Origin of the sequence: Nocardia salmonicida (genome assembly GCF_036142455.1) — a bacterium.
GTDB classification, from domain to species: domain Bacteria; phylum Actinomycetota; class Actinomycetes; order Mycobacteriales; family Mycobacteriaceae; genus Nocardia; species Nocardia salmonicida.
The window spans coordinates 6398893-6418910 of record NZ_CP108014.1; the positions used below are offsets into that span (position 1 = coordinate 6398893).

Annotated in this window: 18 protein-coding genes; 13 read left to right on the forward strand and 5 right to left on the reverse strand. The window is 66.7% G+C overall.

All coding sequences use genetic code 11. The features are described from left to right. Positions 1-16: 16 nt before the first annotated feature. The 3 genes from OHS03_RS29910 to acs all read right to left on the reverse strand — a co-directional run bounded on the left by OHS03_RS29910 (position 17) and on the right by acs (position 3876). Positions 17-544 (reverse strand): phage holin family protein, encoded by a 528-nt coding sequence (locus OHS03_RS29910; RefSeq protein WP_328658672.1) that lies wholly within the window; start codon positions 542-544, stop codon positions 17-19. Then, positions 541-1770 carry a Na+/H+ antiporter NhaA gene (nhaA, locus tag OHS03_RS29915; RefSeq protein ID WP_328658674.1) on the reverse strand — a complete coding sequence of 410 codons (1230 nt, stop codon included), beginning with the start codon at positions 1768-1770 and terminating at the stop codon, positions 541-543. The genes OHS03_RS29910 and nhaA overlap by 4 nt, the downstream gene beginning before the upstream one ends. A 147-nt stretch (positions 1771-1917) precedes the next feature. Beyond that, positions 1918-3876 (reverse strand): acetate--CoA ligase, encoded by a 1959-nt coding sequence (gene acs / locus OHS03_RS29920; RefSeq protein ID WP_328658675.1) that lies wholly within the window; start codon positions 3874-3876, stop codon positions 1918-1920. A 387-nt stretch (positions 3877-4263) separates the two neighbouring features. On the opposite strand from acs, the gene OHS03_RS29925 reads away from it, so the two are divergent. The 6 genes from OHS03_RS29925 (at position 4264) to OHS03_RS29950 (ending at position 10529) form a co-directional block, all read left to right on the forward strand. Beyond that, positions 4264-5862 (forward strand): peptide ABC transporter substrate-binding protein, encoded by a 1599-nt coding sequence (locus tag OHS03_RS29925; RefSeq protein ID WP_328658677.1) that lies wholly within the window; start codon positions 4264-4266, stop codon positions 5860-5862. Positions 5863-5926: 64 nt separating this feature from the next. Beyond that, positions 5927-6853, forward strand: a complete 927-nt coding sequence (locus OHS03_RS29930) for an ABC transporter permease (protein WP_063004592.1) — start codon at positions 5927-5929, stop codon at positions 6851-6853. Then, positions 6846-7775 carry an ABC transporter permease gene (locus OHS03_RS29935; RefSeq protein ID WP_056819135.1) on the forward strand — a complete coding sequence of 310 codons (930 nt, stop codon included), beginning with the start codon at positions 6846-6848 and terminating at the stop codon, positions 7773-7775. Before OHS03_RS29930 ends, OHS03_RS29935 begins: the two co-directional genes overlap by 8 nt. Beyond that, positions 7772-9439 (forward strand): ABC transporter ATP-binding protein, encoded by a 1668-nt coding sequence (locus tag OHS03_RS29940; RefSeq protein WP_328658679.1) that lies wholly within the window; start codon positions 7772-7774, stop codon positions 9437-9439. Before OHS03_RS29935 ends, OHS03_RS29940 begins: the two co-directional genes overlap by 4 nt. A 168-nt stretch (positions 9440-9607) precedes the next feature. Beyond that, positions 9608-9772: a hypothetical protein gene (locus OHS03_RS29945; RefSeq protein WP_328658681.1), complete on the forward strand. Its 165-nt coding sequence runs from the start codon at positions 9608-9610 to the stop codon at positions 9770-9772. A 10-nt stretch (positions 9773-9782) separates the two neighbouring features. Then, a complete protein-coding gene (locus OHS03_RS29950; protein WP_328658683.1) occupies positions 9783-10529 on the forward strand; it encodes a Fic family protein in 747 nt (248 codons plus the stop codon). A 422-nt stretch (positions 10530-10951) separates the two neighbouring features. On the opposite strand, the gene OHS03_RS29955 is transcribed toward OHS03_RS29950, so the two are convergent. Continuing rightward, a complete protein-coding gene (locus OHS03_RS29955; RefSeq protein ID WP_328664475.1) occupies positions 10952-11746 on the reverse strand; it encodes an HAD-IB family hydrolase in 795 nt (264 codons plus the stop codon). 413 nt (positions 11747-12159) lie between these two features. Here OHS03_RS29955 and ssd point away from each other — a divergent pair, with 413 nt between their 5' ends. The 7 genes from ssd to OHS03_RS29990 all read left to right on the forward strand — a co-directional run bounded on the left by ssd (position 12160) and on the right by OHS03_RS29990 (position 17316). After that, on the forward strand, positions 12160-13329 hold the full coding sequence (gene ssd / locus OHS03_RS29960; protein WP_328658685.1) for a septum site-determining protein Ssd: 1170 nt from the start codon (positions 12160-12162) through the stop codon (positions 13327-13329). Between the two features lie 70 nt (positions 13330-13399). Next, on the forward strand, positions 13400-14581 hold the full coding sequence (locus OHS03_RS29965) for a TadA family conjugal transfer-associated ATPase (protein WP_328658687.1): 1182 nt from the start codon (positions 13400-13402) through the stop codon (positions 14579-14581). Positions 14582-14852: 271 nt separating this feature from the next. Continuing rightward, the gene (locus tag OHS03_RS29970) at positions 14853-15431 is read left to right on the forward strand and encodes a type II secretion system F family protein (protein WP_328658689.1); all 579 of its coding nucleotides are present in this window, start codon (positions 14853-14855) and stop codon (positions 15429-15431) included. A 177-nt stretch (positions 15432-15608) separates the two neighbouring features. After that, positions 15609-16229 carry a type II secretion system F family protein gene (locus tag OHS03_RS29975; RefSeq protein WP_328658691.1) on the forward strand — a complete coding sequence of 207 codons (621 nt, stop codon included), beginning with the start codon at positions 15609-15611 and terminating at the stop codon, positions 16227-16229. A gap of 72 nt (positions 16230-16301) precedes the next feature. Next, entirely contained in the window at positions 16302-16511 is a 210-nt protein-coding gene (locus tag OHS03_RS29980) for a DUF4244 domain-containing protein (protein WP_056819118.1), read from the forward strand. Positions 16512-16552: 41 nt separating this feature from the next. Next, complete coding sequence (locus OHS03_RS29985) at positions 16553-16867, forward strand: TadE family type IV pilus minor pilin (protein WP_328658693.1); 315 nt, start codon at positions 16553-16555, stop codon at positions 16865-16867. A gap of 83 nt (positions 16868-16950) precedes the next feature. Then, entirely contained in the window at positions 16951-17316 is a 366-nt protein-coding gene (locus OHS03_RS29990) for an Rv3654c family TadE-like protein (protein WP_328664477.1), read from the forward strand. Positions 17317-17617: 301 nt separating this feature from the next. Here the strand turns inward: OHS03_RS29990 and OHS03_RS29995 are convergent, their stop codons facing one another. Further along, complete coding sequence (locus OHS03_RS29995; protein WP_328658695.1) at positions 17618-20008, reverse strand: DEAD/DEAH box helicase; 2391 nt, start codon at positions 20006-20008, stop codon at positions 17618-17620. Between the last annotated feature and the right edge of the window lie 10 nt (positions 20009-20018).

Here is a 20018-nt window from a genome sequence, read left to right on the forward strand (position 1 = left end):
GGGCCCGCCCGGCGCGTCATCGGTTGCTCGACTTGTCCAGCGAAGTGGCGCCCGCACCGCGAGATCCGATGGCCGCATGCGCGTCGGCCGCGTCGCGGTGGGTGAACGCCGCGGGCAGCACCTCGGCGGCCTGCTTGAGCGAGCCGATCGTCTTCTCCGGCGCGCGCACCTTCCGCACCTTGAGCCACCCGAGCAGTGCCAGCAAGACAGTGGTGAGCACCATCAGCAGGAACACGATCAGGAACGCGGCCCAGCGCCACAGCCACATGTCGAGCAGCTCGGCGAGGAAGAAGAAGAAAAAGAACGAGCTGAACAGCAGCACTGTCAGCGCGAGGATGAAGAAGACGCTGCCGGTGAGGCCCTTCTTGATCTCACCGGTGACCTCGGCCTTGGCCAGCGCCACCTCGGCGCGAACCAGTGTCGACATCTGCTCGGTGGCATCGCGCACGAGGCTGCCGATGCTTGCCGATCCGGGCGGATTGGCGTCGGTCAACGGGATCGAAGTGACCGTCCGACCGTCATTTCCGCCTTGGGTGTAACTCACTTCGTCGACCCTTCTCCCTGTGGTAACTGGTCTGCATCGCGGCGCGCCTGGTGCACACGTCCTCGGCGCAACAGTAGCGCCGATCCGATCAGCGATGCTGCCATCGAGGTCACCAGAACGGCGGCCTTGGCAAGATCGACTGCATCGGTGCCGACGTCGGCGAGCGCGAGTTCCGCCACGAGAAGGCTAACGGTGAACCCGATCGCGCCGAGTACCGACAGGGCGAACATGTCGCGATACTCCAGTCCGCCTGGACGTTTCGCCCAGCCGAACTTGATGACTACCCAGCTCACACCGAAGATCCCGATCGTTTTGCCGAGCAACAACCCGAGGATGATCGCCAGGGAGAGCCGGTCGGTGAACAGTGATCCGAACACCGCGCTGTTGAGTGGCACACCGGAGGCGAACAGCGCGAACACCGGCACACAGAACCCGGCCGAGATCGGTTGCACCACATGCTCGAGATGCGTCGCGGGCGCGGTTTTCTCGCCGGGATCCTTGCGGACCCTGGTGAGCAGCCCCAGCGCGACACCGGCCAGCGTCGGATGGATGCCCGCCTCGTGCAGCGAGTACCAGCACACCAGCGCGACCGGAATGTAGAACAGCGGCGTGTGCAGTCGCAGCTTCTGGGCCAGCGCCCACGCGCCGCAGCAGGCGATGGCGGCGGCCAGCCACAGCAGCGACAGCGAGGCGGTGAACAGCACCGCGATGAGAATGATGGCGAGCAGGTCGTCGACCACGGCCAGGCTCAGCAGGAACACCCGCGCGCTGGCGGGAATCCGCGAACCGGTCATCGCGAGGATCGCGAGGGCGAAGGCGATATCGGTGGCGACGGGAATGGCCCAGCCCTTGTCCATGCCGGGCACGCCGTGGCCCACCGCCAGCGCGATCACGGCCGGGGTGATCACACCGCCCACCGCGGCGATGATCGGCAGCGCGGCCCGTTTCGGGTCGGCCAGCTCACCGACTGCGAACTCGCGTTTGAGCTCGAGCCCGGCGACGAAGAAGAAGATCGCGAGCAACCCGTCTTTGGACCAGTCGGCCAGGGTGAGGTCGAGGTGCAGCGCGGGAATGTCGAGCTGGGTGTCGATCATCGTCTGATAGCTCGCGCCCCACGGCGAGTTCACCCAGATCAGGGCCACCGCAGCGGCCACGAGAAGTAGCGCACCGCCGACCGTCTCGGTGCGGAGATAGCGGGTGAGCTCCGAGCGAACGCGCGTGATCAAGGGCAAGCCTTCCGGCAGGGGTCGACTGAGTTGCGGGCGCTCATCAACTCGATTCACGACCGCATGCCGACCAGACTTCCCGGCACACCTTGACGTGATCCTAACGGACCCGGCCGGCGACATCGGGTGTCGCCGGCCGGGTGCACGTCACTTGCCCTCGGCGCGAATGGCCTCGAAAACACCCGGATCGACCAGCGTCGAGGTGTCGCCGAGCTCGCGTCCCTCGGCCACATCGCGCAGCAGCCTGCGCATGATCTTGCCGCTGCGAGTCTTCGGCAGCTCCGGCACGATGTGGATCTCACGCGGCCTGGCGATGGGGCTGATCTCCTTGGACACCTGCGCCTTCAGCTCGGCGACGAGCTCGGGCCCCGCCGATCCCGCCGCCTCACCGGTGAGGATGGCGAACGCGACGATCCCCTGCCCGGTGGTCGCGTCCGTGGCGCCGACCACCGCGGCCTCGGCGACGGCCGGATGCCCCACCAGCGCGGACTCGACCTCGGCGGTGGAGATGCGATGCCCGGAGACGTTCATGACATCGTCGACCCGGCCGAGCACCCACAGGTCACCGTCGGTGTCGAGCTTGGCGCCGTCGCCCGCGAAGTACCACCCCTGCTCGGCGTAGCGCTCCCAGTAGGTGGAGCGGTAGCGATCCATGTCGCCCCAGATGCCACGCAGCATCGACGGCCACGGCTTGTCCAGCACGAGGTATCCGTTGGCCTCGGTTTCCCCGAGCTGCACCGGGTTGCCCTCTTCGTCGACAACCGTCGCGGAGATCCCGGGCAACGGACCCATCGCCGCGCCGGGCTTGGTCGCGGTGACGCCCGGTAGCGGCGAGATCATGATGGCGCCGGTTTCGGTCTGCCACCAGGTGTCGACGATCGGAGTCTTGTTCGCGCCGAACACTTCTCGGTACCAGCGCCATGCTTCGGGGTTGATCGGTTCGCCGACGGAGCCGAGCACGCGCAGGGTGCTCAGATCGTGTGCGTCGGGGATTTCACGCCCCCACTTCATGAAGGTGCGGATCAAGGTAGGCGCGGTGTAATAGATGGTGACGCCGTATTTTTCGATGATCTGGAAGTGTCGGTGTTCGTCGGGGGAGTTGGGGGTTCCCTCGTAGACGACCTGGGTGGCGCGGTTGGCGAGTGGTCCGTAGACGATGTAGCTGTGTCCGGTGACCCAGCCGATGTCGGCGGTGCACCAGTAGACGTCGTGTCCGGCTTTGTGGTCGAAGACGTTGTGGTGGGTGTAGGCGGTTTGGGTGAGGTAGCCGCCGGTGGTGTGCAGGATGCCCTTCGGTTTACCGGTGGTGCCGGAGGTGTAGAGGATGAACAGTGGGTGCTCGGCGGGGAAGGGTTGTGCCTCGTGGGAAGTCGAAGCGACAGCGACGGTCTCGTGCCACCACAGATCGCGCCCATCGGTCCACGGCACCTCCGTGCCGACCCGGCGCACCACGAGCACGTGCTCCACCGACGACGGCACGTCGCCCTTGGCTGCCAGCGCCTCGTCGACGGCCTCCTTGAGCGGTGCGGGCTTACCGCGCCGCCACTGGCCGTCGGTGGTGATGATCAACCGGGCTTCGGCATCGTCGACCCGCTGGCGCAGCGCGCTCGGCGAGAATCCCGCGAACACCACCGAGTGCGTGAGCCCCAGCCGCGCGCACGCCAGCATGGCCACGATCGCCTCGGGCACCATCGGCATGTAGACGGCAACGCGATCGCCTGCCTCCAGCCCGAGCTCGGTCAGGTAGTTCGCCGCCCGCGAGACTTCCTCCAGCAGTTCGCGGTAGGTGATGTCGCGCGAGTCGCCCGGTTCGCCCTCCCAGTGGATGGCGACCTGGTCGCCGTGCCCGTCGACGACGTGGCGGTCGACGCAGTTGTAGGAGACGTTGAGCTCGCCGTCGCCGAACCAGCGTGCGACCGGCGCGTCGGTCCAGTCGAGCACCTCGGTGAAGGGTTTGTGCCAGTGCAGTCGGTTGGCCTGTTCGGCCCAGAAGCCGTCGCGGTCGGTCTCGCCTCGCTGGTAGAGCGCGGCGTCCGCGTTGGCGGCGGCGGCGAATTCCGCACTCGGCGGAAACGAATCCTGTTGTCCTGCAGCGGTTTCGGTCACGTCGTTTCAGCCTCACATGCCTGGTGCGGTCGGGTCGGTCGCCGGGGTGCGGCCCGGCTGTCTCGACACTAGTCAACAGACCCGCACCGAGGTGGACTGTTGTCCCGGCGACGTTTCGCGGCGGTCAATAGGGCTAGTTCATCCGATGACTTCGCGGACAGACCGGCCGGTCGCGGGCTATCGTTTTTACTCAACGGTTCAGCTGATGGTTTCCGATTATTGTTCATATTTTTCTGCCGAAGGCGAGGGGCTCGGCAATTCTTCCCGCGTTTCCAGCGAGTAACCGTACTGATACATGTGAAGTGAAAATGGCTCGGATCGCTGAAAAATCCAGCCGGAGCCGCTAACCTCCGACCGTTAGCCACGGAATCGAACCGGGAGAGAGCGTTGAGATTCATCAGAGCGACCGCGCTGGTCGCGGCGGGACTGGCGGCCACAAGCCTCGGTCTCACCGCGTGCTCGTCCGACGACAGTGTTGATTCGAGCATTGTCACCACCAATGCGGGCGAGCCGCAGAATCCGTTGGTGCCGAGCAATACCAACGAGAACATGGGTGGCCGCGTTGTCGACCGTTTGTTCGCCGGGCTGAAGTACTACGACGCCAACGGTGAGGCCCGCAACGAGGTAGCCGAGAAGATCGAGACGGCGGATCGGAAGTCCTACAAGATCACCATCAAGCCGAATTGGAAGTTCACCGACGGCACCACGGTGACCGCGAAATCGTTCGTCGACGCGTGGAACTACGGCGCACTCGCCGACAACGCGCAGTTGCAAAGCTACGTGTACAGCCCGATCGCCGGGTTCGACGAGGTGAGCGCCGAGAAGCCCACCGTCAAGACGATGTCGGGCTTGAAGGTCGTCGACGACCGCACCTTCACCGTCGATTTGAAGTCGCCCTCGATCGACTTCGAGAGCGCGCTCGGCTACGCGCCGTTCTATCCGCTGCCCGATTCCGCTTTCAAGGATATGAAGGCGTTCGGTGAGAAGCCGATCGGCAACGGCCCCTACGCGTTCGGTTCGTGGGAACACAACGTCAAGATCGATCTCACGCCCAACCCGGACTATCCCGGTGGTCGGCCCGCCAAGAACAAGGGCCTCCGATTCGTGATGTACCAGTCCTACGACACCGCGTACGCGGATCTGCAGGCCGGAAATCTCGACACGCTCGACACCATTCCCGACAGCGCGATCACCACGTACCAGAGCGACCTCGGCGACCGTGCGATCACCAAGCCGACCGCGCAGAACCAGCACATCGGCATCCAGACCACCGTGCCGCATTTCGGTGGCGAGGAAGGCATTCTGCGTCGTAAGGCCATCTCGATGGCGATCAACCGCCCGCAGATCATCGACAAGATCTTCAACGGCACGCGCACGCCGTCGCGCGACTTCACCGCCGCGACCCTGCCCGGCTACAACGCGAACCTGCCCGGTTCGGAAGTGTTCGATTACAACCCCGACCAGGCCAAGAAGCTGTGGGCACAGGCCGACGCGATCTCGCCGTGGTCGGGTCAGTACCAGATCACCTACAACAGCGACGGCGGTCACCAGGCCTGGATCGAAGCTGTGGCGAACAGCGTGAAGAACACCCTCGCCATCGACGCGGTCGCCAACCCGATGCCGACGTTCAAGAACATCCGCGACGCGGTGAACGCCAAGACGATCGGTACCGCGTTCCGCTATGGCTGGCAGGGCGACTACCCGACGATGATGCAGTTCCTCAGTTCGCAGTACTACAGCTTCTCCGAGACCAACAACGTCAACTACAACAATCCCGAGGTGGACCGGCTGTTCGACGCCGCCCTCGCTGCCCCGACACAGGCGGATTCCTACAAGCTGATCGCGCAGGCGCAGGCGATCATGATCAAGGAGATGGCAGACATCCCAGTGTTCGACTACGTCGCCAACGCGGGTCGCTCGGACAAGGTCACCAAGGCCGAGCTCGCCTGGAACGGCCTGTTCGACTTCGAGAACATCGAGAAATAGAACTCGACAGCTGGGCCGGGTCACTGCGAAGTGGCTCGGCCCCAGTTCGTTTTCGGAGGAAGCGATGGCTTGGTACGTAGTTCGGCGTCTGCTCCAGATGATCCCGGTGTTCCTGGGCGCGACGCTGCTCATCTATGCAATGGTCTTTCTGATCCCGGGTGACCCGATCAAGGCGTTGGCCGGTGAGAAACAGTTGACGCCGGCGGCCGAGGCGGTACTGCGCGCCCGATATCACCTCGATCAGCCATTTATCGTGCAATATCTGCATTACTTGAAAGGGATTCTCACTTTAGATTTCGGCACCTCGTTCTCGGGCAGGCCGGTCCGCGAAGAACTCGAACGCGCCTTCCCGATCACCATCAGACTGGCGTTTCTAGCCGTATTCATCGAAGGTTTGTTCGGCATCGTTTTCGGCATGATCGCGGGGTTGCGCAAGGGCAAACTCTTCGATTCGACCATGCTCATCGCGAGCCTGGTGATCATCGCGCTGCCGGTATTCGTCGTCGGTTATCTCGCGCAATTCTTTCTCGGCGTGAAATGGGGGATAGCCCCGGTTACGGTCACGGGTAAAGCGAGTCTGAGCGAGTTGATCGTACCCGCGTTCGTGCTCGGGTCGCTGTCATTCGCCTATGTGCTGCGATTGACCCGGAACTCGGTGGCGGAGAACAAAACCGCCGATTTCGTTCGCACGGCGACGGCGAAGGGACTCGGACGCCGCCGCGTGGTGTCGGTGCACATTCTGCGGAATTCGATGATCCCTGTTGTCACCTTTCTCGGCGCCGATTTCGGTGCGCTGATGGCGGGCGCGATCGTCACCGAGGGCATCTTCAACATCCCCGGCGTCGGCGGCACCATGTACCAGGCGATCATCCGTGGCGAGCCGCCGACCGTGGTGTCGTTCGTGACGGTGCTGGTGGTGGTGTTCCTGATCGTCAACCTCGTGATCGACCTGCTCTACGCCGTCCTGGACCCGAGGATCCGCTATGCATGACAACCAACAGCATTTCGTGGCCCCCGCCGACGAGGTGGAGGTGCTCGCCACCGATCGTGTCCTGGACAAGGGCACTCCGACCAGCATCTGGGGCGACGCGTGGCGACGACTGCGCCGCAACCCGGTGTTCGCGGTCTCGGTGGTGTTGATCGTGTTCGTCATGCTCGTGGTGGTGTGGCCCGCGCTGTTCACCGATCAGGACCCGCGGTTGTGCCTCGGCGAGTTCGGCATGGACGGCCCGCGCGAGGGTCATCCGTTCGGATTCGACAAGCAGGGCTGTGATGTCTACGCGCGCACCATCTACGGCGCGCGTGCGTCGGTGAGCGTCGGCATGGCGTCGGCAATGCTGTTTCTGCTGGTAGGCGGAATCCTCGGTGCGGTTTCCGGCTTCTACGGTGGTCTGCTCGACACGATCGTCTCGCGCATCGCCGAGATCTTCTACGCCATTCCGATGGTGCTGGCCGCGATCGTGCTGCTGCAACTGCTGCGGCCCGCGGGGATCATGACGGTCGTCGCGATCCTGGTGGCATTCACCTGGCCGCAGGCCGCGCGCATCACGCGTGGCGCGGTGATCGAGGCCAAGAACAGCGAATATGTCACCGCCGCCAAGGCGCTGGGTGTCTCGCGGCTCGGCCAACTGATGAAGCACGTGCTGCCCAACTCGGCTAGTCCGCTGATCGTGGTCGCCACGATCTGGCTCGGCGTCTTCATCGTCACCGAGGCGACGCTGTCCTACCTCGGCGTCGGCCTGCCGCCGAGCATCGTGTCGTGGGGCGCCGATATCGACCGCGCCAAGACCGAGATCCGTACCTCGCCGATCCTGTTCTATCCGGCGACCGCGCTGGCCATCACGGTGCTGAGCTTCATCATGCTCGGCGACGCGGTGCGCGACGCGCTCGATCCGAAGGAGCGCACCCGATGAAGCCCCTGCTCGAAATCCGCGACCTGGACGTCGGTTTCACCTCCGACGGCAACCAGATTCCCGCCGTGCGCGGGGTGAACCTCACCGTCTATCCCGGCCAGACCGTCGCGATCGTCGGCGAATCCGGCTCCGGCAAGTCGACGACCGCGCACGCGATCATCAACCTGCTGCCCGGCACCGGCAAGGTGACCGGCGGCTCCATCCTGTTCGACGGCAAGGACCTGACCGCGGCGTCGGAGAAGGAGATCGTCGCGATTCGCGGCAACGGCATCGGCCTGGTCCCGCAGGATCCGATGTCGAACCTGAATCCGGTGTGGAAGATCGGCTTCCAGATCAGGGAAACCCTGGTGGCCAACGGCATCGCCACCGGCGACGCCGCCCGCAAACGCTCCGTGGAACTGCTGGCGGAGGCGGGGATGTCCGATGCCGAACGCAGGGTGAACCAGTATCCGCACGAGTTCTCCGGCGGTATGCGCCAGCGCGCGCTCATCGCGATCGGCCTGTCGTGCAGGCCGAAACTGCTGATCGCCGACGAACCGACCTCGGCACTCGACGTCACGGTGCAGCGCCAGATTCTCGGCCATCTCGAACAGCTCACCACCGAGCTCGGCACCGCGGTGCTGCTGATCACCCACGACCTCGGCCTCGCCGCGGAACGGGCCGAGCACCTGGTGGTGATGTATCGCGGCAAGGTGGTGGAATCCGGTCCCGCGCTGCAGATTCTGCGCGATCCGCAGCATGCCTACACCAAGAAGCTGGTGAACTCCGCGCCGTCGTTGGCGGCATCGCGAATGTCGTCGTCGCGGCAGCGGGCCGAAGTGCGCACTCGAGCCGTCGAGGTCGCGGAGAAGGTCTCCGACGATCTTTCCGACTCCGTGCTCGAGGTGCGAAACCTGTCCAAGGCGTTCAAGATTCGCGGCAAGCGACCATGGCAGTCGGCTGACTTCGTTGCCGTCGACGACGTGAGTTTCACGGTCGGCCGAGGTACCACCACCGCGATCGTCGGTGAGTCGGGCTCGGGCAAATCGACCATCGCGCAGATGGTGCTCGGCCTACTCGAACCGACCTCGGGCACCGTGGCTTTCGACGGCAAGGACGTCGCCAAGCTGGACAGCAAGGGCGCGTTTGCTTTCCGTCGCCGGGTCCAGCCGATATTCCAGAACCCGTATGGATCGCTCGACCCGATGTACTCGATCTTCCGCACGATCGAGGAACCGCTGCGGGTGCACAAGATCGGTACCGCTGCCGAGCGCGAAGCGGTGGTGCGCGATCTGCTCGACAAGGTGTCGCTGCCGACGACGGTGCTGCGGCGGTATCCCAACGAGTTGTCGGGTGGGCAACGTCAGCGGGTGGCGATCGCCCGCGCGCTCGCCCTCTCACCGGAGATGGTGGTCTGCGACGAGGCTGTCTCGGCCCTGGACGTGCTGGTCCAGGCGCAGATCCTCACCTTGCTCAACGACCTCCAAGCGGAGCTGGGGCTGACATACCTGTTCATCACCCATGACCTGGCCGTCGTCCGGCAGATCGCGGACAACGTACTGGTCATGCGTGAAGGGAAAGTGGTCGAGGCGGCAACGACCGACGAGGTGTTCGCGTCGCCGCGTGAGGAGTACACGCGGGCGTTGCTCGAGGCGATTCCGGGGCGGGAGTTGCTCACGGGATAGCGGTGTTCTGCCCTGAGGGCCAGCAGTGCGGTGGGCGGGGTGTGGAGAAAGTCGGGACGGGCTGGTGGGTAGTTGGGCTCTCGAAACTCTTCGAGCGTTCACCCGCGGCGGCGTACCGTGGGTTCGTCCGAGGTGGTGCGGTGTGGATCGCAGGGGTTGGAGACGCCGGTGGATCGGATCGATGCTGAACGGCTGGCCGAGCGGGAAGCGCGGCGGCGCAGGGCGGTGACCCCGGCGGCCAAGCGGCTCGCCGAGGTGCCGTGGCCCGATCGCAGCTGGCCGACGGTGCGCGGGATATACGTGACCGTGGGGGCCCCACTGTACGAGCGGTAACCTCCATGCCGTGACTGATCCGCTGCAGCCCCTGGTCGACCTGCCCGGCGTGCGCGAGGCCGCCGACAAGGCGCGCGACGCGCTCGCGGCCGTGCACCGGCACAAGTCGAACCGACGCGGCTGGGCGACCACCGCCGCCGAAGCCGCCGTCCGAGCCGCCCGTTCCTCGGCCGCCATCGAAGGCGCGAGCACCGACCTGCCCGCCGACGGCCAGGTCAGCGATCCGGTACTGGCCGGCGCGTTGCGGGTGGGTCAGGCGCTCGACGGTGACGCGCTCACCAACCTCGTCGGGACCTGGCGGCGCGCGCCGCTGCAAGCGCTGGCTCGGCTGCACCTGCTCGCCGCCGCTGATCTGGTGACCGACAAGCAGGAGCTCGGCCGCCCGCGTTCGGCTCCCGGCGTCGCCGAACGGCTCGATATGCTCGCGCAAACCGTCCAGTCGAATAAGGCGCCCGCCCCCGTGGTCGCGGCGATAGTGCACGGCGAGCTGCTGTCGCTGCGTCCGTTCGGCACCGGCGACGGGGTGGTCGCGCGCGCTGCTTCGCGCCTGGTCGCGGTGGCCAGCGGATTGGATCCGCGCAGCCTCGGCGTGCCCGAGGTGTTCTGGTTGCGCCGCCGTCAGGCCTACTTCGACGCGGCCGCCGGATTCGGCATGGGTACCGCGGAGGGCGTCGGCGGCTGGGTGCTGTTCTGTGCGGGGGCGCTGGAAGACGGGGCCCGCGAAGCGAACTCGATCGCCGACGCGGCGGCAGGCTGAGCCGACCGCACACATCGAAACGGGCGGCGTTGTCGATTGCTCGACCTCACCGCCCGCTAGCACGGAACACCCGGTTACCAAGCGTGCAGGGTGGGTTGTGTTCGGTGGCCTCGGCGATCATCCCAACCTCGCCGGTTCATCCCCGCAACCTGTGCGAGGCGTTCGCCGACGTCGGCTCGAATTTCGCAGGCCCACAACTCTTTCGGCCTTGTCGCGGCGCGCTCCGCGTGGGTGCCTGGTGTCCGTGCTGGGAAGGGTGGGATGGGAGGCGAAACCTTCTCTTCCGGCTCCGTCTTGGCCTTCCGTCCTTCCGTGCCTCCATTCTTACACTGTGACGGCACTCACATCAAGGGTTTCGGAGGCATTGCCGAATCCCGGTGAATTCGGCGTGTCGCTCGGCGATTCGTGCTGACGGGAGCTGGTCAGCGCCGTTTGCGGAGCAGTCGATAGCTGATCGCGCCCGCGATGATCGCGCTCAGTCCGACGGCGGCCGTCGCGGCGACGGTGGTGGTCGACGGCGTCTGGAATCGCGACCACAGCGATACCGGATTGGAGAACGCGAGCACAGGCCAGCCGCGGCTCGCCGCCTCCTTGCGCAGCGCGCGATCGGGGTTGACCGCGGTCGGATGCCCGACGGCGCTGAGCATCGGCACATCGGTCACGGAGTCGGAGTAGGCGTAGCACCGCGACAGGTCGTAGCCCTGCTCGGCGGCGAGCTTCTCGATCGCGGCGACCTTGCCCTCGCCGTAGCAGTAGAACTCGATGTCGCCGGTGTACTTGCCGTCCTGGACCACCATCCGGGTCGCCTCGGTGTGCGAGGCGCCGAGCACCTCGGCTATCGGCCCGACGATCTCCTCGCCGGAGGCGGAGACGATCACCACATCGTGCCCACGGATCTTGTGATCGGCGATCAGATCGGCGGCTTCGGCGTAGATCAGCGGGTCGACCAGATCGTGAAGTGTCTCGGCGACAATGCTTTTCACCTGCTCCACATCCCAGCCCGCGCACATGTTCGCGAGGTTTGCCCGCATCCGTTCCATCTGGTCGTGATCGGCACCGGAAAGGAGGAACAAAAAGTGTGCGTAGCTGCTCTCCAGCACGGCTCTGCGGTTGAGCAGACCCTGTGCGTAGAAGGGTTTGCTGAACACGAACGCGCTCGACTTCGCGATCACCGTTTTGTCGAGATCGAAGAACGCGGCCACCCGCCCGCCCGGCACCGGGCCCGAGCCCGTTTTGCCGAGTCTTGCGTCCGTAGGCGAGGTCTGGTCGCGTTCTGGCGTCACGTCAACAGAATAGGCACGACCTGCGCTCACCGCAGATTCGACTGTCCGCACCGTGGAAAAGGGTTTGCCCTGAGGACGCCCGGCGGCGCGAATCGCCGAAGAATGTCGGCGAATGCTACTTGCGCCCGAAGCAGGGGGTGGGTGTAGTATTGCTGGCACCTGGACTTAGTCCAGGCGCGTTCAGCCCGACCCCCCGGGGCTGAACCCGACGGCCCCAGCCTCCTCCCCCCCGGCTGGGGCCGTCCTCTATTTCGGGGACGATCGTAAAGTTCTCCACACCCCCGAGTTATCCACAATCGCCCTTTTCGGGGTGTTGACAACCTCCTCGCTCGGCAACGCTGAGTCGCATGAACCCAGCCCCGATACGCAGTGGCACCCCACCTATCGCGCCCGCTCTCGTGCTCGTACGTGACGACCGGTTGCGCGCGGAGGTACGCCGAGTCGCGGCGGCCGCCGAGCGTGTCACCGACGAACGGGTGATGCCTGTCGGCAGGCACGCGTGGGCAGGGGCCGGGATGGTGATCCTCGATACCGCCGCCGCTGTTTCGGCCACAGTCGCCGGCTGTCCGCGCCGGTCGGGCGTGGTCCTGGTCACCGAGGGGGAGCCTGCCGTGCCCGACTGGCAGGCGGCGACCGCGGTAGGCGCCGAGCGGGTGGTCGCGTTGCCCTCGGGCGCGGTCGCACTGGTCGAACAGTTCGCCGAACACGCTGAATCCCGCACGGGTGAAGGGATAGTCGTCGCGGTGGTAGGCGCGGGTGGCGGCGCCGGGGCATCCACGCTCGCCGCGGCCACCGCGCTGCGCGGAGCCGCCCGCCGGGTCCGTCGCGACACGGTACTGATCGACGGTGCTCCGCTCGACGGCGGGCTAGATCTGGTGTTGGGCATGGAGAACGTGCCAGGGCTGCGATGGCCCGACCTGATCATCGAGGACGGCCGGGTATCGGCCGCGGCACTGCACAATGCGTTGCCCGCCGCGTCCGCGGGCCTGGCGGTGCTGTCCTGCGGGCGAGCCCGTCCAGCTGCCGCGGGCCAGGGCCGGTCACCGACTGTCTCGCCTGCCGAGGCCGAGCAGCCGCGGATCGGCCGCTCATCGACCGAGCTGTCTCCGGCGGCGGTGCGCGCGGTCATCGAATCCGGCAGGGATGCGGGCGATCTCGTGGTCTGCGATGTCTCGTCCGAGCGTGGTCCCGCAGCCGACGCGATGCTCGACGCCGCCGACTTGGTCGTCCTCATCGTCCCGGCGCGGCTGCGCTCCATCGCCGCGGCGGAAGTCGTCTCGGCCTATCTGGGCGAACGAAACCCCAACCGAGGCTTGGTTGTTCGCGGTCCGGCGCCGGGCGGCCTGCGCGGCGCGGAAGTGGCGGAATTGCTCGGGTTGCCGCTGCTGGCCGCTGTTCGCGGACAAGCAGGCCTGGCGTCGCGCCTCGAACGCGGAGGACTGAGTGTGCGCCGTCGTGGCCCGCTGCGCGACGCCGCCGACGCCGTCCTGGCGATGGTAGGGGCTGAGGCCTCGTGACTACTTCTGCCCTCGCTGGACATTCGAGCCACTCGGGTAGGGCCGTTCGCAGGGACGGAGCAGGCGCGCCATGACCACATTCGTCACCGCCGATCTTCTCGAGCGCGTCCGTGAGCGCCTTGCCGAACATCCGGGCGTCCCTGACGCCGCACAACTCGCGGCTGCGATCCGTACCGAAGCGGGCGGTGTACTCGCCGACACCGACCTGCTCCGGGCGCTACGGCTGCTGCAAACCGAGATGACCGGGGCGGGGCTGCTCGAACCGTTGCTGCACGATCCGCAGGTCGCCGATGTGCTTGTCACAGCACCGGACTCGGTCTGGATCGACCGTGGTCGCGGGCTGGAGCTGACCGATGTCCGCTTCGCCGACGAAGCCGCTGTTCGCCGCCTCGCACAGCGCCTGGCTCTGGCAGCGGGCCGCCGACTCGACGACGCCCAACCCTGGGTCGACGGCAAACTCGCCGGAACCGAAGCGGCCCTTGGTGATGCGTTCGGCGTCCGACTGCACGCTGTGCTGGCACCAGTTGCCCATGACGGCACATGCCTTTCCCTACGCATCCTCCGCCCGGCCACGCAGGGCCTCGACGCGCTGGCCGCCGCCGGTTCGATACCCCAGGACGCCCGCCGACTACTCGGCGATATCGTCCGCGCCCGCCTCGCATTCCTCGTCGTGGGTGGCACCGGCGCCGGGAAGACCACCTTGCTCTCGGCGCTGCTCGCCGCCGTCGATCCCGCCGAACGAATCGTGTGCGTCGAAGACGCCGCCGAACTCGCTCCGGTCCATCCTCATGTCGTACGCCTGGTCGCCCGGACCGCCAATGTCGAAGGGGTGGGCGCTGTTACGGTCCGCGATCTGGTTCGCCAGGCATTGCGAATGCGCCCGGACCGCATAGTCGTCGGCGAGGTACGCGGCGCCGAAGTCGTCGACCTACTGACCGCACTCAACACCGGTCACGACGGCGGCGCGGGAACGGTCCACGCCAACTCGCCCCAGGAGGTCCCCGCTCGTCTGGAAGCGCTGGCAGCCCTGGGCGGTATGGACCGCGCTGCCCTGCACAGCCAACTGGCGGCGGCGGTTCAGGTGGTCCTGCACGTCCACCGGCGATCAGATGGCACTCGCGCGCTTCGCGAAATCGGCGTCCTGCAACGCGATTTCGACGGCGTCCACATTGCCCCGGCCTGGCGATCGGACACCCACCCGACTCCCGCCGCCGACGAACTCCAGCGACTACTCGAGGTGCGGGTCGGATGAGGAGTCGGCAGCAGGGGATCGGTAGCAGAGCAGCAGGTTTCGTTCTGAAGGGGGTGAGTTCGTGGGTAGCGCATTGCTCTGTTGTGCGGTGGCGATGCTGGTACTTCCTGTGGCGGGCGGGCAACGGCGGTTCACGCGGTTGTTCGGCGTGGGCGGGCGCAGTGCACCGAGGCGGGTGCCTGTGGAGTGGTGTGCAGGAATCGGACTCGGGTGTACGGCATTCACGTTCGGCCCTGGTGTCGGGCTCGCGGCTCTCATGCTGGGAGCCACTGTGGCCGTGCGGAGGCGGCGTGGTCGAGGTGACCGCGAGCGACGCCGTGAATGTGGATATCTACTGGCCGGCCTCGAAGCCGTGGTCGGTGAGCTCCGCGTCGGTGCGCACCCGAGCGCGGCGGCCGAATCCGCCGCAGGCGAATCGCGGGGCGAAGCCGCGCGAGTACTGGCGATCAGCGCGGGCCGCAGCCGCCTCGGCGGGTCCGGCGCCGACGGCTGGGTCCAACCGGATTCGATTGTCGCCGAAGAACTGTCGAGGATCGCTGCCGCCTGGCGAGTGGCCGAAGAACACGGCCTTGCCCTGGCGGAACTGCTCTCGGCCGCCAGATCGGATCTACTCGGTCGCATCCGCTTTCGAGACCGTACCGAAGCCGCACTGGCCGGCGCCCGAGCATCGGCCACCGTCCTCGCCGGCCTCCCGCTGGTCGGCATCGGCCTGGGTCAGCTGATGGGCGCAGCTCCGCTCACCATCCTGTTCACATCTCCGGCCGGCGAACTACTTCTTCCACTGGGCGCCGCTCTCGCCTGCTGTGGACTCCTGTGGACAGATGTCATCACCCGCAAGAGCACAGCCTGACTCCCCGTCCCATCGCTGCTGAACGGTTGGCGGAAGTGGCCGCCGACTCGAATGCCTGTGGACAGATGTGCATCCCACCAGACCGCAGGCTGACCCGCGTGGTGTTCGGGAGGTCGGCTCGGATCAGGTGTGGACAGGTGTGGATCAAACTTCGAGGAGGGATTGCTTGTGCAGGGGATGGCTGGAGTTGCCTCGCCGGAGGCGTTGCTGATCGCGGCGCTGGCGATCGTGGTGTTACCAGGGCGCGTTGCCGTCAGTCGACGGGTGCGTGCGCTCGGACCGGCATCAGTCGGCGTGTCCGGGGCACAGGGCAACGCCGCGAAGGTCGACCCGCTCGGGTCCGCCTCCGCATTCGATCTGCTGGCCGCGTGTCTACGAGCGGGACTGCCGATGGCCGCGGCCGCACGAGCGAGCGCTCCGACCGCACCGCCGATTCTTCGGGCCGCATTGCTGAGGGCCGCAGACCTTCTCGCGCTGGGCGCCGACCCGGCGACGGCATGGGAGCGGGCAGCCACCGACGCCGCCGGGTCCGTCGGCGCCGATGACGTGGAGTCGCTGGCCAGGATGGCCCGCCGTTCGGCCCGCTCCGGTGCCTCGTTGGCGACGGCGGTCGGCGAACTGGCCACGCAGCGCCGGGAAGCCGTGGAAGACGCTGCCGTCGCACGCGCCGAACGCGCGGGCGTGCTGATCGGCGGGCCGCTCGGTCTGTGCTTCCTACCCGCTTTCGTCTGTCTCGGCATCGTCCCGGTCGTCATCGGCCTCGCCGACAGCGTGCTCGGAGACGGAGGACTGCTGTGACCGGCCTCGACGAGGCCACCGAAGCTTCACCGCGCGGACCAGCCGCGCGGTGCAACCAGAGAGGGGATCACGATGACGTTCGTCCACGCCGTATACCTGGGGGCCCGCACTCGATTCACGCGCCTGCTGCTCGACGACGACGGCATGTCCACAGCGGAATACGCGATCGGCACGATCGCCGCCGCAGCCTTCGGGGCCGTGCTCTATGGGGTCGTCACCGGGGACAGCATCGTCAACGCGCTGACCGGCATCATCGACAAGGCGCTCAACACCAGCGTGTAAACCATCGCGACACAAGCACTCTCGGTGCCGATGCGGGCGCGGTGACGGTCGAGGCCGCCATCGCCCTCGCGGCACTGGTGTGCGCCGTCGCCCTGTGTGTCGGCGCCCTCCTCGCCGGATCCACCCAGGTCCGCTGCACCGACGCGGCCCGCGAGACCGCCCGCCTGGCCGCTCGCGGTGACACTTCGCGCGCGATCACCGCGGGCAAGGCCGTTGCTCCGGCAGGGGCGAGCGTCGAACTCCGGATCGAAGGAGACCGAGTGATAGCCACCGTCGCCGCGAACACTCCGCTCCTGCCCGGCCTGCGGCTGCGCGCCGAAGCTGTAGCCGTCACCGAGCCGGGAGTGGAACCGTGACGGCAAGCCACGATGGATCGGCGAACGCACAGATCCGGGCGCCGAAGCTGCCGCGAGAGTCCGGGGCGGTCTCCCGGAGATCGATGTGGCGTGGGCTGGCTGGCGATGCCGGCGGGGCGTCGGTGTTCGTCTGTGTGGCGTTGGCGGGATTGATCTGTCTGACGTTGTCAGCCGGGCAAGTGGGCGGGGTGGTGGTGGCTCGGCACCGGGCGCAGGGGGCCGCTGATCTGGGGGCGTTGGCCGCGGCGGGGGTATTGGCGGAGGGCGCCGAGTCGGGTTGTGGGGAAGCCGGGGAGATTGCTCGGCGGATGAGGGTTCGGGTGCGGCGGTGTGTCGTCGCGCAGTGGGATGTCGTTGTCGAGGTCGAGGCGAATGTATCGGTGGGAGTGTTCGGCGTGCGCACTGTGCGGGCTTCGGCACGCGCGGGTCCGGCGGAAGAGAATGAGTGACTCGGAAGAGTTATCACTGGTCGGTGGTTGTTCCGCACCGAACCAATTCTGAATTTACCGGAAGCGCATTTGCGCTATTTCATGCGCATTCTTTGATCTTGGCCTGAAAAAAATGAAAAGAACGATGTAGTCCTGCCCAGTGATCCCGGTTGGCTATGAACCAGTTAATAGAAGAGTGGTCCTTTTTAATCGACGGCCGGATGCATGTCACGATATCTTCGCTGGTCAACACCAATTCGGACGAGTGACCAGCATTCTTTGAGTGCGGTGTATCCCCGGTCACGTAGTGGGTTGGTGCACATCATGTGTCGGCGGGCCCGTCGCAGTGGGTCCGGAGTTCGCTGAGAACAGCGGCTAGCAAGCGTGCGGCAGCGTCCTTGTCCAGGGGGTTGTTGCCGTTGCCGCACTTGGGCGACTGCACGCACGAGGGGCACCCGTCCTGGCACGCACAGCTGCGGATCACGCTCGCGGTGGCGGCCAACCAGTCCGTGAGCTGGGCGAATCCGCGCTCGGCGAAGCCGGAACCGCCGGGCTGCCCGTCGTAGACGAACACCGTGGGCGCACCCGTATCGGGATGTTCGGCGATGGAGACACCGCCGATATCCCAGCGGTCGCAGCCCGCGACCAGCGGCAGCATGCCGATGGCGGCATGCTCGGCCGCGTGGAGTGCGCCGGGTAGCTGTTCGTCGGAGATGTCCGCGGCGGCAAGCAGCCGGGGTGTGACGGTATAGAGGACAGCCTTGGTGTGCAGCGTGTGCGCCGGCAGATCGAGCTCCACCTGGTCGAGCACCTCACCGGTCACCAGCGTCCGCAGGTAGCCGACGACCTGGTTGGTGACCGCGACCTGCGCGGATGCCGCGGTCACCGCGCCGAACACGCGTTCCTCGATCACCCCTTCCACAGTGATCGAGGTGATCTGCCGGGAACTGGTGGTGAAGCTGGGATCCACCTCGTTGACGAACGCGACGCCACCCTCGAGGTCGAGCTCGTCGACGAGATAGGTCTCGCCCTGGTGCAGATGTACAGCCCCCGTGTGCAGGGTGGCCGGGGCTCGGCCCGCGTCGGCGGTGCCGAGCAGTCGTCCGGTTTCGGCGTCGACGATCGCGACCGGCGAACCGAGCCCACCGCGCACATCCACGTCGTCGTGCGGGTGGGTGTGCGCGGTGACATGCCAGCGCGCACCCGCGCCACGGATACTCGGCCTGCGCCGGATCAATCCCTGTTCGGCCAGGTCAGCAAGCACTTCATCGGCTCTGAGCTCGCTCACCTCTTCATCGGTGAGTGGCAGCTCCATCGCGGCGCACAGCAACTGGGGGCCGAGGATATAGGGGTTGTACGGGTCGGTGATGGTGGCCTCGATCGGCCGGTCGAGCAGCGCTTCCGGGTGATGAACCAGGTAGGTGTCGAGCGGGTCGTCGGTAGCCACGAGCACCACCAGCGAACCTTGCGACCGCCTACCCGCCCGCCCGGCCTGCTGCCAGAACGAGGCGACCGTCCCGGGAAAACCGGCGATGACCACGGCATCGAGGCCCGCGATGTCGACACCGAGCTCGAGCGCGTTGGTACTGGCGGCGCCTAGCAACGTCCCCTGCGACAGCGACTGCTCGAGTTCGCGCCGATCCTCGGCCAGATAGCCCGCCCGATAAGCGGCAACTCGTTCTTGCAGCTCAGGAGCGGTTTCAGCAAGGACGCGCCGAGTGTCGAGCGCGATCAGTTCAGCACCGCGCCGCGAGCGAACAAAGGTGAGAGTCCGAGCGCCCTCGGTCACCAGCGCCGCCATGATCTTGGCTGCCTCGCTGGTCGCGGTCCGCCGCACCGGCGCCCCGTTCTCCCCGGTCAGCGACGCGCTCAGCGGCGGTTCCCAGAGCGCGACGGTCCGGGCGCCGCGCGGCGACCCGTCCTCGGTGACAGCCACGACCTGCGCGCCGATCAGCCTGCTCGCCGACGCGGCCGGATCGGCGCTGGTGGCCGAGCACAGGATGAACACCGGATCGGCGCCGTAGAACCGGGCGAGCCGACGCAGCCTGCGCAGTACCAGCGCGACATGCGAACCGAACACTCCTCTATATGCGTGGCATTCGTCGACGACCACATACCGCAGGTTGCGAAGCACCCGCGCCCAGCGCTGATGCGAGCGCAGAATCCCGACGTGCAGCATGTCGGGATTGGTGAAAATCCAGCGTGCGTTGGCCCGAACCCACTGCCTGACCTCGGCGGGAGTGTCGCCGTCATAGCTCGCCGGATGCGCCTCACGCAGCGGATTGTCGTGGATCAGGCTGCCGACGGCGCGGAGCTGATCGGCGCCGAGCGCCTTGGTGGGGGAGAGGTACAGCGCGGTGGCGCGCGGGTCGTCGAGCAGCGCGGTGAGCACCGGCAACTGGTAGCCGAGCGATTTCCCCGATGCGGTTCCGGTGCTCACCACAACGTGGTTTCCGGTCGCCGCGAGGTCGGCCGTGCGGGTCTGGTGTCCCCACGGCAGTTCGATTCCCTGCGCGTCCAGGGCTGTGACCAGCTCCGATGGCACCCATTCCGGCCACGCTGTGGTGTCGGCGCGCTGTGCGGGCAGCTCCGCCACATGGGTGAGCGGGTTGCCGCCGGCTGCCGCTTCGGTCAGGACACGATTCAGCAACGATCGCCCGTAGCTCTCGCTCGTATCGCGCTCCCGAACGCCGGTCCGGTCTGCCGGATTCATCCAGTCCTCC

Excerpts from the sequence above, each read along its gene's own strand:
- OHS03_RS29930 (WP_063004592.1), top strand. The coding sequence starts at position 5,927 with ATGGCTTGGTACGTAGTTCGGCGTCTGCTCCAGATGATCCCGGTGTTC.
- OHS03_RS29935 (WP_056819135.1), top strand. The coding sequence starts at position 6,846 with ATGCATGACAACCAACAGCATTTCGTGGCCCCCGCCGACGAGGTGGAG.
- OHS03_RS29940 (WP_328658679.1), top strand. The coding sequence starts at position 7,772 with ATGAAGCCCCTGCTCGAAATCCGCGACCTGGACGTCGGTTTCACCTCC.
- ssd (WP_328658685.1), top strand. The coding sequence starts at position 12,160 with ATGAACCCAGCCCCGATACGCAGTGGCACCCCACCTATCGCGCCCGCT.
- OHS03_RS29965 (WP_328658687.1), top strand. The coding sequence starts at position 13,400 with ATGACCACATTCGTCACCGCCGATCTTCTCGAGCGCGTCCGTGAGCGC.
- OHS03_RS29975 (WP_328658691.1), top strand. The coding sequence starts at position 15,609 with ATGGCTGGAGTTGCCTCGCCGGAGGCGTTGCTGATCGCGGCGCTGGCG.
- OHS03_RS29980 (WP_056819118.1), top strand. The coding sequence starts at position 16,302 with ATGACGTTCGTCCACGCCGTATACCTGGGGGCCCGCACTCGATTCACG.
- OHS03_RS29990 (WP_328664477.1), top strand. The coding sequence starts at position 16,951 with ATGTGGCGTGGGCTGGCTGGCGATGCCGGCGGGGCGTCGGTGTTCGTC.
- OHS03_RS29995 (WP_328658695.1), bottom strand. The coding sequence starts at position 20,008 with ATGAATCCGGCAGACCGGACCGGCGTTCGGGAGCGCGATACGAGCGAG.